16 protein-coding genes are annotated in these 17,592 nt (G+C 58.2%); 10 read left to right on the top strand and 6 right to left on the bottom strand.

Translation table 11 applies throughout. The features are described from left to right. The first annotated feature begins 13 nt into the window (after positions 1-13). Positions 14-1,660, top strand: coding sequence for a methyl-accepting chemotaxis protein (locus BW958_RS16980; protein ID WP_076577077.1), 1,647 nt, complete (start codon positions 14-16; stop codon positions 1,658-1,660). Positions 1,661-1,782: 122 nt separating this feature from the next. Here the strand turns inward: BW958_RS16980 and lpdA are convergent, their stop codons facing one another. The 5 genes from lpdA to ampD form a co-directional block, all read right to left on the bottom strand. Continuing rightward, positions 1,783-3,210 (bottom strand): dihydrolipoyl dehydrogenase, encoded by a 1,428-nt coding sequence (gene lpdA, locus BW958_RS16985; protein WP_076577079.1) that lies wholly within the window; start codon positions 3,208-3,210, stop codon positions 1,783-1,785. 150 nt (positions 3,211-3,360) lie between these two features. Continuing rightward, a complete protein-coding gene (gene aceF, locus BW958_RS16990; RefSeq protein ID WP_076577080.1) occupies positions 3,361-5,241 on the bottom strand; it encodes a pyruvate dehydrogenase complex dihydrolipoyllysine-residue acetyltransferase in 1,881 nt (626 codons plus the stop codon). Between the two features lie 14 nt (positions 5,242-5,255). Next, positions 5,256-7,916: a pyruvate dehydrogenase (acetyl-transferring), homodimeric type gene (gene aceE, locus BW958_RS16995; RefSeq protein WP_076577082.1), complete on the bottom strand. Its 2,661-nt coding sequence runs from the start codon at positions 7,914-7,916 to the stop codon at positions 5,256-5,258. A gap of 57 nt (positions 7,917-7,973) precedes the next feature. Continuing rightward, on the bottom strand, positions 7,974-8,735 hold the full coding sequence (gene pdhR, locus BW958_RS17000; RefSeq protein WP_076577083.1) for a pyruvate dehydrogenase complex transcriptional repressor PdhR: 762 nt from the start codon (positions 8,733-8,735) through the stop codon (positions 7,974-7,976). A gap of 274 nt (positions 8,736-9,009) precedes the next feature. Next, a complete protein-coding gene (gene ampD, locus BW958_RS17005) occupies positions 9,010-9,582 on the bottom strand; it encodes a 1,6-anhydro-N-acetylmuramyl-L-alanine amidase AmpD (protein ID WP_076577085.1) in 573 nt (190 codons plus the stop codon). A gap of 24 nt (positions 9,583-9,606) precedes the next feature. Here ampD and BW958_RS17010 point away from each other — a divergent pair, with 24 nt between their 5' ends. From BW958_RS17010 to yacG, 9 genes are all read left to right on the top strand, one after another. Then, on the top strand, positions 9,607-10,089 hold the full coding sequence (locus tag BW958_RS17010) for a retropepsin-like aspartic protease family protein (protein WP_076577086.1): 483 nt from the start codon (positions 9,607-9,609) through the stop codon (positions 10,087-10,089). A gap of 5 nt (positions 10,090-10,094) precedes the next feature. Next, positions 10,095-10,952, top strand: coding sequence for a carboxylating nicotinate-nucleotide diphosphorylase (gene nadC, locus BW958_RS17015; RefSeq protein WP_076577088.1), 858 nt, complete (start codon positions 10,095-10,097; stop codon positions 10,950-10,952). Between the two features lie 277 nt (positions 10,953-11,229). After that, the gene (locus BW958_RS17020; RefSeq protein ID WP_076577089.1) at positions 11,230-11,661 is read left to right on the top strand and encodes a pilin; all 432 of its coding nucleotides are present in this window, start codon (positions 11,230-11,232) and stop codon (positions 11,659-11,661) included. Between the two features lie 7 nt (positions 11,662-11,668). Further along, positions 11,669-13,375 carry a type IV-A pilus assembly ATPase PilB gene (pilB, locus tag BW958_RS17025; RefSeq protein ID WP_076577091.1) on the top strand — a complete coding sequence of 569 codons (1,707 nt, stop codon included), beginning with the start codon at positions 11,669-11,671 and terminating at the stop codon, positions 13,373-13,375. A gap of 17 nt (positions 13,376-13,392) precedes the next feature. Next, positions 13,393-14,622, top strand: a complete 1,230-nt coding sequence (locus BW958_RS17030; RefSeq protein ID WP_076577092.1) for a type II secretion system F family protein — start codon at positions 13,393-13,395, stop codon at positions 14,620-14,622. A gap of 23 nt (positions 14,623-14,645) precedes the next feature. Continuing rightward, positions 14,646-15,524, top strand: coding sequence for a prepilin peptidase (locus BW958_RS17035; protein ID WP_076577094.1), 879 nt, complete (start codon positions 14,646-14,648; stop codon positions 15,522-15,524). Between the two features lies 1 nt (position 15,525). Next, positions 15,526-16,140, top strand: a complete 615-nt coding sequence (gene coaE / locus BW958_RS17040; RefSeq protein ID WP_076577095.1) for a dephospho-CoA kinase — start codon at positions 15,526-15,528, stop codon at positions 16,138-16,140. A 38-nt stretch (positions 16,141-16,178) separates the two neighbouring features. Beyond that, positions 16,179-16,901: a cell division protein ZapD gene (zapD, locus tag BW958_RS17045; protein WP_076577097.1), complete on the top strand. Its 723-nt coding sequence runs from the start codon at positions 16,179-16,181 to the stop codon at positions 16,899-16,901. Positions 16,902-16,910: 9 nt separating this feature from the next. Next, complete coding sequence (gene yacG / locus BW958_RS17050; protein WP_076577098.1) at positions 16,911-17,102, top strand: DNA gyrase inhibitor YacG; 192 nt, start codon at positions 16,911-16,913, stop codon at positions 17,100-17,102. 38 nt (positions 17,103-17,140) lie between these two features. Here yacG and mutT read toward each other — a convergent pair whose 3' ends face one another. Beyond that, complete coding sequence (gene mutT, locus BW958_RS17055) at positions 17,141-17,557, bottom strand: 8-oxo-dGTP diphosphatase MutT (RefSeq protein ID WP_076577100.1); 417 nt, start codon at positions 17,555-17,557, stop codon at positions 17,141-17,143. Between the last annotated feature and the right edge of the window lie 35 nt (positions 17,558-17,592).

Genomic DNA, 17,592 nt, shown 5'->3' on the forward strand with positions numbered 1-17,592 from the left:
AGGAGAATACCCCATGTTAGAGGGAAAACTGACACTCAAAAGCCAGCTGTTATTGGCGGTCGCGGTACCGTGTCTGGCTCTGTTTCTGGTTGGCGCAGCCAGCCTCAAAAGCATGGGCTCAATTCAACAGCAAGCCAGTGCGCTTTACGAAAACACCGCCACTCCGATGCGCGCCATGGCAGAAGTAGTCTCCCGCATTCCGCGTATGCGCGTCGGCATCGACATGATGCTGCTGCAAGATACTTCACTTAAAGATGCCAAGGGCGTGCTGACCCGTGTGAAAGAGGCGCGTGAAGAGGACATCCCAGAGATGCGCCAGGCTATGCAACTGGCAGTCACCGCCCAGGTTGATCCGGCGGCGCGTCAAAGCGCACAAACCCTGTTCAGCCAGTTTGAATCCATGGAGAAAAATGAGCTGCAACCCATGCTGGCGGCCATGGAGCAAGGCGACATGGAAAAAGCTCGCCAGATCTACCGTGATCAATACACCGCCACCTATGGCACCATGCGCAAAGAGGCCAACAAACAGCTCGATGACCTGATGAAACTGGCCCAGCAGCGCCATCAGCTGAGCCAGGAGAGCTTCTCGCAAGGCCAGAACGAGATGATCATCATCATCGCCGGCGCCCTGCTTATCTGCCTGCTGGTCTCGGCCATGATTTTGCTCGGCCTGCGCAAGCGGGTGGACTTCCTGCAACGCCACATCGGTCATGCTGCCGCAAACTTGGCGCTTAACTCCCGCGCCGAGCTAAGTGGCAACGACGAATTTGCCAAGATCACCACCAGCTTTAACCACTTTGTACAGCGTATTCACGCTGCCATGGAGGAGGTTGCCAACACCGCCCGCCAACTGGCTGGCACCGCCAATGAGCTGGCCACCAAAGCCCACGTGACCGAGCAAAACTGCAATGCCCAGCGTGATCGCACCGTTCAGGTGGCGACCGCCATTCACGAGATGGGGGCCACCGTCAGCGAAATTGCCGGTAATGCCTCACAGGCGGCGGGGGTAGCCAATCAGGCTAATGACGAAGCCGAGAAAGGGGCTCACGTGGTGGCACAGGCGCGCCAAGGTATCACTGCACTCTCTGGCGAGCTGGGTGATATCAGCGAGGTCATCGGTTCGCTAGCCGCACAAACCGACTCAATTGGTAGCATTCTCGATACCATCCGCAGCATCTCCGATCAGACCAATCTGCTGGCGCTTAACGCCGCCATCGAAGCGGCCCGCGCTGGCGAGCAGGGCCGAGGCTTTGCAGTGGTTGCCGATGAAGTGCGTAGTTTGGCGAGTCGCTCAGCCTCTTCGACCGAAGAGATCCAGGGCATGATCAACCGCCTGCAGGCGCAATCCGGTAAGGCGGTGGAAGCCATGCAGGAAGGTCGCCAGCAAAGTCTGCAGGTGGTAGAGCAAGCCGATCGGGCCAATGCGGCGCTGGGTCATATCACCAGCCACATCAGCCAGATCAGCGACATGAACATTCAGGTGGCCACTGCCACCGAAGAGCAGTCCACCGTAGTAGCCGACCTGGATCGCAACGTCGAGGAGATTAACCAGCTCACCCTGGAAACCACCGAGATCGCCGAACAGCTGACCGGCTCGAGCCACAATCTGCAGCAACTGGCGCAGCAGCTGGACCGGTTGGTCGGTAACTTCCGTCTGTAACAACCTGACACAGGCAAGTGGTCCGCCGCCACTTGCCTAAGCAGGCGGCCATCGCAGCCAAGCTGCCGCCAGACAACAAAAAAGCCGCTTCAAACGAGCGGCTTTTTTCATATCAAAGAAACTTACTTTTTCTTCTTGGCCTTGGCGTTCGGCAGGTCGGTGATCGAGCCTTCGAACACTTCGGCAGCCAGACCCACGGACTCGTGCAGAGTCGGGTGAGCATGGATGGTCAGGGCGATATCTTCGGCGTCAGCACCCATTTCGATGGCCAGACCGATTTCACCGAGCAGCTCGCCGCCATTGGTGCCGACGATAGCACCACCGATGACACGACCGGTCTCCTTTTCGAAGATCAGCTTGGTCATACCGTCGGAACAATCAGAGGCGATAGCACGACCGGAAGCTGCCCACGGGAAGGTGGCCACTTCGAAAGTAATGCCCTTCTGCTTGGCTTCCTTCTCGGTCAGACCAACCCAAGCCATTTCCGGCTCGGTATAGGCGATGGACGGGATAACCTTCGGATCGAAGTAGTGCTTCTTGCCCGCGATCACTTCAGCCGCCACGTGGCCTTCGTGCACACCCTTGTGAGCCAGCATGGGCTGACCCACGATGTCACCGATGGCATGGATGTGGGCAACATTGGTACGCAGTTGCTTGTCGACTTCGATAAAGCCGCGCTCGCTCACGGCAACACCGGCCTTCTCGGCATCGAGCATCTTGCCGTTCGGCACACGACCCACGGCAACCAGCACGTTGTCGTAACGAACCGGCTCGGCCGGAGCCTGCTTGCCTTCGAAAGAGACGTACAGACCATCTTCGCGCGCTTCAACAGCGGTGACCTTGGTCTCCAGCATGATGTTGAACTTCTTGGCAACGCGCTTGGTATATACCTTGACGATATCTTTGTCGGCAGCCGGAACCAGCTGGTCGGCGAACTCGACCACGTCGATTTCGGAGCCCAGGGCCGAGTAGACGGTACCCATTTCCAGACCGATAATACCGCCACCCAGTACCAGCAGCTTGCCAGGAACTGTGGTCAGCTCGAGTGCATCAGTCGAATCCCATACCCGCGGGTCGTCGTGCGGAATGAAGGGTAGCTTCACCGGACGGGAGCCAGCAGCAATGATGGCGTTGTCGAACGTCAGGGTAGTCTTGCCATCAGCACCGTCCACCTCAATGGTGTTCGGGCCGGTGAACTTGCCGTAACCGTTGACGACTTGCACCTTACGCATCTTGGCCATGCCAGCCAGACCGCCGGTCAGCTGGTTGATAACCTTCTCTTTCCACAGACGAATCTTGGTGATGTCGGTCTTGGGTTCACCAAACACGATGCCGTGCTCGGCCAGCGCCTTGGCTTCTTCGATAACCTTGGCAACGTGCAGCAGCGCCTTGGAAGGAATGCAACCTACGTTCAGGCAGACGCCACCCAGGGTTGAGTAACGCTCGACGATTACGGTATCGAGGCCCAGGTCGGCTGCGCGGAAGGCAGCGGAATAACCGGCAGGGCCAGCACCCAGAACCACGACCTGGGTTTTGATCTCTTTACTCATCATGACCTCTTTGTCGTTCTTGTATCCCCGGACAGCGCAGTATGAAATCCCATATTGATGGGCTGTCAGCGCTTGAAATCCGGGGCAAGTTTACAATCCTGTTACCTGATTGAGAAGCAAAAAGGGCGGGCTCTGGGCCCGCCCTCTCACTTACAGGACCAGTCGACGAATGTCGGACAGCACGCCATTCATGGTGGTGATGAAGCGAGCTCCATCGGCACCATCGATCACCCGGTGATCGTAGCTCAACGCCAGCGGCAGCATCAGACGCGGCACGAACTCCTTGCCGTTCCACTTCGGCTTCATCTCGGACTTGGAAACACCGAGGATAGCCACTTCCGGCGCGTTGACAATCGGGGTAAAGCTGGTACCGCCGATGCCACCCAGGCTGGAGATGGTGAAGCAGCCGCCCTGCATGTCAGCAGCAGTCAGCTTACCGGCACGCGCCTTCTTGGAGATCTCGGCCAGATCGCGAGACAGCTCCATGATGCCCTTCTTGTTCACATCGCGCACGACCGGGACAACCAGACCGTTGGGGGTGTCAACCGCCACACCGATGTGGATGTACTTCTTCATAATCAGCTTGCTGCCATCTTCCGACAGGGAGCTGCAGAAGCGCGGGTGAGCTTCCAGCGCCTTGGCGGCAGCCTTCAGGATGAACACCAGCGGGGTGATCTTGACGTCCTGCTTCTGCTTTTCGAGCATCACGTTCTGCTCTTTGCGGAACGCTTCCAGCTCGGTGGTATCCGCCTCGTCGAACTGGGTAACGTGGGGGATCATCACCCAGTTACGGTGCAGGTTCGGACCGGAGATCTTCTGAATCCGGGTCAGTTCGACCTCTTCGATATCACCGAACTTGCTGAAATCAACCTTCGGCCACGGCAGTACGCCCAGACCGTTGCCAGCGCCAGCCGCACCGGCTGCCGGAGCGGATTCGGCACGCTTGATGGCATCCTTCACGTATGCCTGAACGTCTTCTTTCAGGATACGGCCCTTACGACCGGACGCTTTAACCTTGGCCAGGTTGACACCGAACTCGCGCGCCAGACGGCGAACCGCCGGAGAGGCGTGGACGTAGGCATCGTTGGCTTCGAAATCGCCCTTGTCTTGTGCCTTGGCGGCGACCGGCGCGGCAGCAACCGGAGCCGGCGCGGCGGCCGTCGGGGCCACTGCAGCAGCGGCAACCGGAGCGGCACCTGCCACTTCGAACACCATGATCAGCGAACCGGTGGAAACCTTGTCGCCCGCCTTGACCTTGATCTCCTTGACCACACCGGCAAACGGGGCTGGCACTTCCATGGAGGCCTTGTCGCCTTCCACGGTGATCAGGGACTGGTCGGCTTCAACCTTGTCACCTACGGCAACCATGATCTCGGTCACCGCGACTTCATCGCCACCGATATCCGGCACGTTGACGTCTTTGGCACCGCTGGCAACCAGGGCAGCAGCAGGCGCGGCGGCTTGCGCCGGGGCAGCTACGGCAGCCGGGGCGGCTCCCGCAACTTCAAACACCATGATCAGCGAGCCAGTAGACACCTTGCTACCAGCAGCAACCTTGATTTCTTTGACCACACCGGCAAACGGGGCCGGTACTTCCATGGAGGCCTTGTCGCCTTCCACGGTGATCAGGGACTGGTCGGCTTCAACCTTGTCACCGACAGCCACCATGATCTCGGTCACAGCGACTTCATCGCCACCGATATCCGGCACGAAGACATCCTGCGGGGCCGCAGCGGCAGCCGGTGCCGCGACCGGAGCGGCAGCTTGGGCAGCCGGAGCCGGCGCAGCAACCGCTGCACCCGCTTCTTCGAACACCATGATGGCGCTACCGGTGGTGACCTTGTCACCCACCTTGATCAGGATCTCTTTGACCACACCGGCTTGCGGCGCCGGCACTTCCATGGAGGCCTTGTCGCCTTCCACAGAGATGATGGACTGGTCGAGTTCGACCTTATCGCCCACTGCAACCATGATCTCGGTTACTTCAACTTCGTCAGCACCGATATCCGGCACCATAATCTGTTTGGACATTGTGCGTGATCCTCTTAGGCGTACAGCGGGTTGACCTTGTCGGCATCGATACCGAACTTGCTAATGGCATCGGCAACCACTTGCTTGTCGATGTCGCCACGCTTGGCCAGCTCGCCCAGAGCGGCAACCACGACGTAGTACTCGTTCACTTCGAAGTGACGACGCAGGTTGCTACGGCTGTCAGAGCGACCGAAACCATCGGTACCCAGTACGCGATAGCTGTCAGCCGGGATAAAGGCGCGAACCTGATCGGCGAAGGACTTCATGTAGTCAGTCGCGGCGATAGCCGGCTCGGAGCCCATCACTTGGGCGATATACGGTACACGGGCTTCAGCGGTCGGGTGCAGCATGTTCCAGCGTTCAGCGTCCTGACCGTCACGGGCCAGTTCGTTGAAGGAGGTGACGCTGAACACATCAGAGCCGACGCCGTAATCAGCAGCCAGGATCTGGGCAGCCTTGCGCACATGGTTCAGGATGGAGCCGCAGCCCATCAGCTGTACCTTAGCCTTGGTACCGGCCACGCTTTCCAGCTTGTAGATACCCTTGCGGATACCCTCTTCGGCACCCGCAGGCATGGCAGGCATCGCATAGTTTTCGTTCAGGGTGGTCAGGTAATAGAACACGTTCTCCGGGTTCTCACCGTACATACGGCGCAAACCGTCCTGAATGATCACGGCCACTTCATAGGCGTAGCTCGGATCGTAGGAGATGCAGTTCGGGATGGTGCCGGCCAGGATGTGGCTATGACCATCTTCGTGCTGCAGACCTTCGCCGTTCAGGGTAGTACGACCGGAGGTGGCGCCCAGCAGGAAGCCACGGGCCTGTTGGTCGCCCGCTGCCCACGCCATGTCGCCGATCCGTTGGAAGCCGAACATGGAGTAGTAGATGTAGAACGGGATCATCGGGCAGTCGTTGGTGCTGTAAGAGGTCGCAGCAGCCAGCCAGGAGGACATGGCGCCCAGCTCGTTGATGCCGTCTTGCAGAACCTGACCCTGCTTGTCTTCCTTGTAGTAGGAGACGATGTCGCGGTCTTGCGGAGTGTATTGCTGACCGTGCGGGCTGTAGATACCGATTTGACGGAACAGGCCTTCCATACCGAAGGTACGGGCTTCGTCAGCCAGGATCGGAACGATGCGCTTGCCGATGGACTTGTCTTTGAGCATCACGTTCAGGGAACGCACGAACGCCATGGTGGTGGAGATTTCGCGCGCCTGTTCACCCAGCAGCGAATCAAAGGCATCCAGTGCCGGGATATCCAGCTTGGTGGTGCTTTCGCGCAGACGAGTCGGCAGGTAACCCTTCAGGGCCTGACGACGGGCGTGCAGGTAGGCATGCTCTTCGCTGCCTTCCTTGATTTCCAGGTATGGCAGGTCAGCCAGTTGCTCATCAGAGACCGGCAGGTTGAAGCGGTCACGCAGGTGACGCACGGAGTCGAGCTCCATCTTCTTGACCTGGTGAGCAATGTTCTTGCCTTCGGCAGCCGCGCCCATGCCATAACCCTTGATGGTCTTGGCCAGGATAACGGTCGGTTTGTCCTTGGTCTGGGCAGCCTTGGAGAATGCTGCAAACAGCTTCTGCGGATCGTGACCACCACGGTTGAGGGCGAAGATCTCCTCATCGGTCATGTCTTTGACCAGCGCAGCGGTTTCCGGATAACGGTTGAAGAAGTGCTCACGCACGTAGGCGCCGTCGCGGGACTTCATGGTCTGATAGTCACCGTCCACGGTCTCGTTCATCAGCTGGATCAGCTTGCCAGAGGTGTCTTTCTTGAGCAGCTCATCCCACTTGCGACCCCAGATAACCTTGGTGACGTCCCAGCCGGCGCCGCGGAACAGGCCTTCCAGTTCGTTAACGACCTTGCCGTTACCAACGACCGGACCGTCCAGACGCTGCAGGTTGCAGTTGACCACAAACACCAGGTTGTCGAGCTTTTCACGCACGGCAACGGTCAGGGCGCCCTTGGCTTCCGGCTCGTCCATCTCGCCGTCACCGAGGAAGGCGTAAACGGTCTGCTCGGAGCAATCCTTGATGCCACGGTCAGTCAGGTATTTGAGGAAGCGCGCCTGATAGATAGCAGCGATCGGGCCCAGACCCATGGATACGGTCGGGAATTGCCAGAATTCCGGCATCAGTTTCGGGTGCGGATAGGAAGGAATACCCTTGCCGTCCACTTCCTGACGGAAGTTGTCCAGCTGGGCAGCCGTCAGACGACCTTCAGCAAAGGCACGTGCATAGATACCCGGGGAGATGTGACCCTGGAAGTAGACCAGGTCGCCGCCATCCTTCTCGTTACGAGCACGGAAGAAGTGGTTGAAGCAGACATCATAGATGGTGGCGCTGGAGGCGAAGGAGGACATGTGACCGCCCAGATCCAGATCCTTCTTGGAAGCACGCAGCACGATCATCACCGCGTTCCAGCGGATGATGGCGCGAATGCGGCGCTCAAGGGACTGGTTGCCCGGATAAGCCGGCTCCTGCTCCACCTTGATGGTGTTCAGGTAGTCGCTGACTTGACCTTCGGCGATATCAATACCGCCTTGGCGAGCCTTCTCGGCCAGTTGTTCCAGGATAAACTGGGCACGTTCCGGGCCTTCTTCACGGAGCAGAGATTCAAGAGCGGACAACCACTCACTGGTCTCTACCGGATCCACATCACTCTTCAGGATATCAGACATGGCTGTTTCCTACTTTGTTATTGCACGGCAGTTAAGTCTGCAAAATGGGGTCGGACTCTACGATTCTAGGCGGCGGGAGCGACGCATGGATCGTTCGATCCGGCTATCTTCCCGCTGCATATCAAGCAGGGTCTCTTCGATAAAGGCCAGATGCTCATGGCAAGCAGCCCTGGCCTGCTCCGGCTCACCCGACAGGATGGCCTCGATCAGGGTCACGCGGTGACGCCGGATCTTTGCCACCACACCCGGGCGGCGATTCAAAATCTCGTTATTACACAGGATGTTGTGTTCCAGCATCGGCTGCATGGCGCGCAGCAGATGAAGCAGAACCACATTGTGAGAGGCCTCGGCCACCGCCAAATAAAATGCGGTAACGGCGACTGACTCTTCTGCCAACCCTTGCTTACCGGCCTCTTCGATGGCGCTTTGCGCAGCGCGAATGCGGGCAAAGTCGGCTTCGGTGCCGCGCAAGGCGGCGTAGTAGGCGCAAATACCCTCCAGCGCGTGGCGGAACTCCAGCAGATCAAACTGGGCTTCCGGATGCTTGGAGAGCAGCTCGAACAAGGGATCGGCCAACCCCTTGCTCAGGGCATCCTGCACATAAGTTCCCCCCCCCTGACGCCGGTACAGCAGGCCCTTGGCCTCCAGGCGCTGAATGGCTTCGCGCAAGGAAGGGCGGGAAACCTGAAACTGGATAGCCAACTCGCGCTCGGGGGGCAATTTCTGACCCGGCTGCAAACTGCCTTCCAGAATCATGTTTTCCAGCTCGGCCACGATGGCATCGGCCAATTTGGGCTGTGTGATCTTGCGATAGGGCATGGGGATCATTGTTAAATTGGTATTACCAATTTTATGGTTGCAGCAGAAATTAGCAGAGGGATGCTGCAAAGTCCAACAAAAAGATGATCTGAATCAACGAATCAGGCTACCTAGCCAGAGGTATTTCCTGCACCGCATGACCTGAATCAAAGAAATTGGTATGACCAATAAACACGCCAACGATCACATTAACATGCCGCCAACAACCACATCGCACGCAGGCGATGTGGTTAATATGGGAAAGGTTATTATGTGAAACGCGGTTTTATTTATTTTAGATAGGGCGGAGAAGCTGAAGGAAGTATGACCAGTTGAAACTGGGGCCCGGGTCACTCTTTCGACCGGGTGCAATATCGCTATGACCGGTAATACGCTCGGTGGTGATGGCCGGAAAGCGCTGTTGCAACGCATGGGTGACGCTGGCTAGCACGGCATATTGGGCTGGCGTGTAAGGGAGGGTATCAGTGCCTTCGAGCTCAATCCCGATGGAGAAGTCATTGCATGCCTCACGCCCGGCAAAGGTGGAGACCCCGGCATGCCAGGCGCGTAGCGTAAACGGGACATACTGCACCAGCTCCCCATCACGCCGAATAAGGCAGTGGGCCGACACCCGCAGATGATGGATATCGGCAAAATACGGATGCGCCGCGGGGTCGAGACGCCCGAGAAACAGGTCATCAATCCAGGGGCCACCAAACTCACCGGGTGGCAGACTGATGTTGTGCACCACCAGCAAAGAGATATCGTCAGCCTGCGGACGCTGGTTGTGATGCGGTGAGGGAACCTTGCGAGCTTGCTCGCACCAACCCTCTGAATCGATAGAAAATTGTGTGTTAGTCTGGGTCATTGTCCGATTACCGTGAGCGTTCCGATGCGCGATCTGGTTCCCCGCACAGCCCGCTGGTTCTGGTTGCTGGCCTGGTTGGCACTGCTCGGCCTGTTGACGCTCTATTTCAGTCGCCAGTTTCAGCCTGAGGTCACCGCCCGTGGCGAGCTAAGCCTGCCACGGGATCCGGCCGGTCATTACCGACTCGAGGGTGCCATCAACGGTCAACCGGTGCAACTGATGCTCGATACCGGCGCAACTCGCGTCACCCTGCCCAAGGCAGTGGCACAGCGGCTCGGCATCACCTCTCATGGCCAGCAGCAAGTCAGCACGGCCGGTGGACCTGTAACGGTCGGTATGGGCCGCATCGAGAAACTGGAGATGGGGCCGCTGACCCTGTACGATCTGGCGGTCTTTATCAACCCGGCAGATCCCGGCCAAACCGTGCTGGTCGGCATGAATGCCATTGGGAAACTGGAAATGGTACAGCGTGGGCAGCGTCTGCTGCTGCGCCCCCTGCAGGAATAAAAAGCATGCTACAACAGGATATTAGCCGCGCTGTGCGCGCCGCTCTGCTGGAAGATCTGGGCGGAGCCCTCACCCCGGACGGAGGACCGGATGCCAGCGCAGACATCACCGCCCAATTGATTCCGGGCGATCGCATCGCAACCGCCCGGGTTATCACCCGCGAAGCCGGCGTATTCTGTGGTAAAGCCTGGGTCGAAGAGGTGTTTGCCCAGCTAGGCGGCCAAGTGTCCGTTGAGTGGCAAGTGGCCGATGGTGACGCGCTCGAACCCAATCAGGAGCTGTTTCGCCTGACCGGCCCGGCCCGTATCCTGCTGACCGGCGAGCGTAATGCGCTGAACTTTGTGCAGACCCTCTCTGGCGTCGCCTCGCTGGTGGCCTGCTATGTGGCCAAACTGGCAGGCACCCACTGCCGCCTGCTCGATACCCGCAAGACCCTACCCGGCCTGCGTCTGGCCGAGAAATATGCCGTGACCTGTGGCGGCGGCAAAAACCACCGGATTGGGCTGTATGATGCCTATCTCATCAAGGAAAACCACATTCTGGCCTGCGGCGGTATCGCCGAAGCGGTCAACCAAGCCCGTCTCCTCAACCCTGGTAAACCGGTAGAGGTGGAGGTGGAGAGCCTGACCGAGCTGGAGCAGGCACTGGCAGCCGGCGCCGATATCGTCATGCTCGATAACTTTGAAACCGCCATGATGCGTGAAGCGGTCGCCATCAATCAGGGACGCGCCAAGCTGGAAGTGTCGGGTAATGTGACCCTCGATACTCTGGCCCAATACGCTGCAACCGGCGTCGACTTTATCTCGGTTGGCGCCCTGACCAAGCATGTGCGAGCGCTGGATCTCTCCATGCGTTTTATCTGATCACAACGAATTCGTTTCTAACTTGCAAAAGGCGCCGTTGGCGCCTTTTCTTTTACTGATAGCGGCTTCAGCAAGAGACTGACCGGTTCTGTGGTGAACAAGGTCAGCCTCTGCCACCTAGCACCTTGTTTTCATTGGCGTTCATCATCAATAAATCATTGATGAAAAATGTGACAGGGAAGGTTGTGTCTGCCGGGCGGCTCAGAGACCATAGTGACGATGAGCTCAGTAGTGCATCACCACTTCTCAGTAACCAAGCGCAAGAAGGAACTTAGCCATGAAAAAACAAACGGGATTTACCTTAATCGAACTGATGATTGTGGTCGCGATCGTCGCCATTTTGGCCGCGATTGCACTACCGGCTTATCAGACATACACCAAGAAGGCCAAATTTACTGAGGTAATTACTGCGGCGGGTCCATTTAAGTCCGCAATTGAAATCTGTTTTCAGTCAACAAACGCTATCAGCAGCTGCCAAAATGATGGGGTTAATGGAATCCCTACTGCCGCATCTGCAGCGGGTGGGCTTGTTGATGAAATCAAAGTACAAGCGGGTACAGATAACTCAACACAAGTCCAAATTGAAGTTAAAGGCAGTGCAGCTGTAGATCAATTGACCTACATCATGGAAGGAAGCGTATCTGGTGGGCGATTAATCTGGGTCGGCCCTGCTTCCGGCTCCTCATGTACAGGGGCTGGCGTGTGCTAAGTAAGCAATGACTACCTCCCCCCTAAGCGGCCTGGCGCATAGCTTGGCCGCTGCCTCACTGATTAGCGAGCAGCAGTCATTGCACTGCCTCAATGAGGCGCGCGCCCAGCATAAGCCGCTGGTAGCGTTTTTGGTGGAAAACCAGATTCTGGGCAGCCGCGAGCTGGCCAGTTTCTGCGAGCAGGAGTATGGGATTCCGTTGCTTGATCTCGACTCCTTCTCCCTCGCGGAAATCCCGCAAAAATACCTCAATCGCAAGCTGATTGAGAAACACCATGCCCTGCCCATCTATACCCAGGGGCAGACACTCTATATCGCCATGTCAGACCCGACCAATGTGTCGGCGCTGGAAGATTTCGGTTTTAATTTCAGCCTGCATACCGAGGCGCTGCTGGTCGAAGAAGCCAAGCTCACCCATGCCATGGGCAAGCTGCTGGAAAATGAGCACGAAGCGCTTGGGCTCGATGCGATTGATGAGGCCGAGATCTCCGAGCTTGAGGTCGCCGACGAGCAGAGCCGGCTGGATGAAACCGTCGGCAGCAGTGAAGACGATGCCCCAATTGTCAAATACATCAACAAAATCATGATGGATGCCATCAAGCGCGGCGCATCTGACCTGCACTTCGAGCCTTACGAAACCCGTTACCGCATCCGTTTTCGCATCGATGGCATCTTGCACGAAATTGCCACCCCGCCAGTTAATCTGGCCAATCGCTTTGCCGCGCGCCTCAAAGTCATGGCCCGCCTCGATATTGCCGAGCGGCGCTTGCCGCAAGATGGCCGTATCAAGCTCAAACTGGGGCGTGGCAAGGCGATGGATATGCGGGTCAATACCCTGCCCACCCTGTGGGGCGAAAAGGTGGTTATCCGTCTGCTCGACTCCTCGGCCGCTCATCTGGATATCGAACAACTGGGCTTTGATACCGCGCAAAAAGCCCGCTACCTGCACGCGCTGGAGCGCCCACAGGGCATGATTCTGGTCACCGGCCCCACCGGCTCGGGCAAAACGGTCTCGCTCTATACCGGGCTCAATATCCTCAACCGGATCGAATGTAATATCTCGACCGCCGAAGATCCGGTCGAAATAAACCTGCCTGGCGTCAATCAGGTGCAGATCAATCCCAAGGCCGGGCTGAGCTTTGCCAGCGCCTTGCGCGCCTTTTTACGCCAAGACCCGGACGTGGTGATGGTCGGCGAAATTCGTGACTTGGAAACGGCCGAGATTGCCATCAAGGCAGCCCAGACCGGCCACCTGGTTCTCTCCACCCTGCACACCAACTCAGCGGCCGAGACCCTGACCCGCTTGATGAATATGGGGGTACAGGCTTTTAACATCGCCTCATCGGTCACCCTGATCATCGCCCAGCGGCTGGCTCGTCGCCTTTGCCCCCACTGCCGCGCGGTCGATCCGGTGCCCGAGGCAGAACTGCTCAAGCTCGGTTACAGCGAGGCCCAAGTCAAAAGCGGCATCACCCTCTATCACGCCGTAGGCTGTGATGCTTGCTCGTCGGGTTACAAAGGGCGGGTGGGACTCTACGAGATGCTGCCGATGTCGGAGCAGATCGCCCGGATAATCATGGAAGGCGGTAATGCGCTGTTGATTGCCGAGCAGGCGCAGCGGGAGGGAATGCAAACCTTGCGTCAGTCCGGCCTGGAGAAAGCCCGTCTTGGCATCACCAGTCTGGCCGAAATCCACCGGGTTACCACGCAATAGCCGCCCAAGGAGAGCGCATGCCCGCAGCCAGCAAGCCGACACCCCGCCCTCAGCCCTATCGCTGGCAAGGCCTTAATCGCAAAGGTGAGCGGGTCTCTGGCGAGTTGCAGGCCGAATCGGTGCAGGCACTGAAAACCGAACTGCGCCGGCAAGGAGTGACCACCACCAAGGTCAGCAAAGTCTCCCAGGGACTGTTTAACCGTCAGGCCAAACCCAAGCCGATGGATATTGCGGTCATCACCCGCCAGATCACCACCATGCTGACCGCCGGCGTACCGCTGGTGCAAACCCTGCAAGTGATTGCCCGCAGCCATGAAAAGATGACGGTACGCGAATTGATGGGCGCCATCGCCAACGAGGTTGAGACCGGCACCCCGCTGTCGGATGCGCTGCGGCATCACCCGCGCCATTTTGATCAGCTGTATTGCGATCTGGTCGAGGCCGGTGAACAGTCGGGGGCGCTTGAAACCATCTTCGATCGCATCGCCACTTACCGGGAAAAGAGCGAGGCGCTCAAATCCAAGATCAAAAAAGCGATGTTCTACCCGGCCATGGTGATTCTGGTGGCGATTGTGGTCACCTCGATCTTGCTGCTGTTCGTCATCCCGCAGTTTGAGGAGATCTTCAAAAGCTTCGGGGCGCAGCTCCCCCCCTTTACCCGTTTTGTTATCGCCATCTCGCGCTTTTTACAGCACTGGTGGTATCTCATCTTTGGCTCCGTGTTCCTGGCGCTGTTTCTCTATGTGCGAGCCTGGCGCGCCTCGCAGAAAGTACGCGATGGCACCGACCGCTGGGTTCTGACCCTGCCGATTGTGGGCAATATTCTGCACAAGGCCGCCATGGCACGCTTTGCCCGAACCTTGTCCACCACCTTTGCCGCCGGCATCCCGCTGGTAGATGCCCTCATTTCGGCAGCGGGAGCCTCTGGCAACGTGGTCTATCGCTCTGCCATCCTCTCGATTCGCAACGAAGTGATGGCCGGGATGCAGGTGAATGTGGCGATGCGAACCGTCGCGTTGTTCCCTGACATGGTGATACAGATGGTGATGATCGGCGAGGAATCGGGTGCCATCGATGATATGCTCTCCAAGGTCGCCACCATCTATGAACAAGAGGTGGACGATATGGTCGATGGCCTGACCAGCCTACTTGAGCCCCTCATTATGGTGGTGCTCGGGGTGTTGGTCGGTGGCATGGTCATCGCCATGTATCTGCCCATCTTCAAGTTGGGCGACGTGGTGGGATAATCCCCTTTGACGCTCTGGATCCTATGGCCTTTCTGATTACACTCAGCCAGCAGTTACCCTGGCTCTACCTCACGACCATTGCCCTTTTTTCTTTGGCCGTCGGCAGCTTTCTCAATGTGGTGATCCACCGCCTGCCCATCATGCTCGAGCGGCAATGGCAGGATGAGTACCGTGGCTATTTTCATCCCGAGCAAACGGCCGAGCCGCAGCCCCGTTTCAACTTGATGCTGCCGGCCTCATCCTGTCCAGACTGCGGGCACAAGATCAGTGCAGCCGAAAATATCCCCCTGTTAAGCTGGCTCTGGCTGCGCGGCCGCTGCAGCAGCTGCCATAGCGCCATATCGGTTCGCTATCCCTTGGTGGAGCTTGCCACCGCGCTGCTCTCTTTGCTGGTAGCGTGGCAGCTGCCGGCCGGGCTGCCCATGTTGGGTGCATTGCTGCTGACCTGGACGTTGATCTGCCTGACGCTTATCGATCTGGACAAGATGCTGTTGCCCGACCAGCTCACCCTTCCTCTGCTGTGGGTGGGCCTTTTGCTCAATCTGACGGACGGCTTTGTCTCGCTGCAAAGCGCCGTCATTGGTGCCGTGGCCGGCTATCTGGTGCTGTGGAGCCTCTTCTGGGCCTTTAAGCTCCTGACCGGCAAAGAGGGGATGGGCTATGGTGATTTCAAGCTGCTGGCAGCGCTCGGCGCCTGGCTCGGGTGGCAGGCATTGCCGTTGATTTTGCTGGTCTCAGCCCTGATTGGCGCCATCATCGGCATTACGTTAATTGTCACCAAACGCAACGAACGAAGCACTCCCATCCCTTTTGGCCCCTATCTGGCATTGGGTGGCTGGATCGCCTTGCTGTGGGGCGATAGCATTCTGCACTGGTATCTTGGCATGGTGCTGGGGGGCTGATATGTACATCGTGGCCGTAACCGGCGGGATTGGCAGCGGCAAGACCACCATTGCCAACCGCTTTGCAGCCCTTGGTATCGAGGTTGTCGATGCCGACGTGGTGGCCCGTCAAGTGGTCGAACCCGGCTCTCCGGCCCTGGCGGCCATCGCCGAGCATTTCGGTGCGGCGGTGCTAGAGAGTGACGGCAGTCTTAATCGCCGCCAGCTGCGTGAGCGGGTGTTTGCCCACCCGCAAGAGAAGGCCTGGCTCAATGCCCTGCTGCACCCTCGCATTCGCGAAGAGATGCTGCGCCAATGCGCTGCTGTGCAATCTCCCTACTGCCTGCTGGTGGTGCCATTACTGGTTGAAAACAACCTTACCGGCTTGGCGCAACGGGTGCTGGTGGTGGATGTGGATGAGGCGACCCAGATTGAGCGCACCTGCCGCCGCGACCAGGTGACGCCCGAACAGGCCAGAGCCATCCTGGCCGCCCAGGCGACCCGCAGCGAGCGACTGAGCCACGCCGATGATGTGATTGATAACACAAAGCAGGACGATAGTGCCCTGCAGGCCGAGATTTTAAGGTTGCATGCCGCATATATGCGATTTGCTACTCAACAACCTCTTTCTCAATAGGTACACTAGCGCCGATTCAGTACAGGCCAGGAACAGGCATGATTTACGATTTTCCCCTCAATGAAAAAAGCCGGACATACCTTCGTCTGGAAACTTTGTTTGCCCAGATCCGTGACAACCTCGAGGCCGAGCAGGCTTGGGGGCATATTGCCTGTTTCAAGGCTATTTTCGATCTGCAGGAGCTGCTGGAGCGCGGTGATCTGCGGGCCGATCTTATCAAGGATCTCGAGCGTCTCGGTCAACGGTTGACCCGCTGGGCCGCCCTGCCAGAAGCCGATCTCGAGCAGATCGACCACATGCAGACCGAGATTGTCACCCTGTCACGCCAGTTGCTTAACTCGCCGCGTCCGGGCGCCCGCCTGAAAGAGGACCGTCTGCTCGGCTCTATTCGCCAGCGCTTCTCCATTCCGGGCGGTCTGTGTGCCTTTGATGTGCCGCAACTGCACCACTGGCTGGCCCAACCGCTGTCGCTGCGTCAGCCGCAGATGCAAAACTGGCTGGCCGACATCGGCCTGATGATCGAAGCGATTACCCTGCTGCTGCGCCTGTGGCGTGAATCGGGCAGCTTCGGCGATAAGGTGGCAAGCAACGGTTTCTATCAGGACGTGGCCGATGGCGCCGAACTGATCCGCATCAAGCTCGAGCACAGCCAGGGCTGCTACCCGACCTTGAGCGGCCACAAGAACCGCTTTGCACTGCGCTTCCTGCCAGCAACCGAACAGGCGCTGGGCGATGTCCAGTTCCAGCTGGCTTGCTGCTAAGGTTTGACCATGGTGACCAGAGTTACCTGCCCGACCTGCCAGAAAGAGGTCGAATGGGGACCGCAAAGCCCCTATCGCCCCTTCTGCTGCAAGCGCTGCCAGCTGATTGACCTCGGCGAATGGGCCAGCGAAGAGAAGCGTATTCCGGGTGGAGAGAGCGATACACCACCGGACTTTGACGATGAGTCAGCGTCAATCTAAATAAACAAGGGCCCTGCTGGGCCCTTGTGGTTTCTGACTTAAATGCGGCGATGAATGCTCTGCTGCAAGCGCTGAACAATCGGCGAGTTGGCATCGGGGAATTGGTACTCATGCAGGCGCAGCAGCGGTACCCAGCGGCACTCCTGCCCCTCTTTACCATAGGGCTCCCCTTCAAAGCGGGTTACCTTCCAGATATCGAGCAGAACCGACTTCTCCGGATAGTCGTGGCAAAGCTCCATAAAGGGCGCACAGTCGAGCACCCGGATACCGATCTCTTCCCACAGCTCGCGGTCAAGAGCCATCAACAGGTCCTCACCGCTTTCTACCTTGCCACCGGGAAATTCCCAGCGGTCGCCCTGATGGCGGTCGGCCGAGCGCTTGGCCAACAGGATCTCACCCCGCTCGTTTTCAATGACTCCGACAGCCACCCAAATCCGTTTCTTTTGCTCTTCCATCACGCTTCCTCAAACAATGGGGCGAGCACCTGGCT

This window comes from Aeromonas sp. RU39B (assembly GCF_900156095.1).
Classification (GTDB): domain Bacteria; phylum Pseudomonadota; class Gammaproteobacteria; order Enterobacterales; family Aeromonadaceae; genus Aeromonas.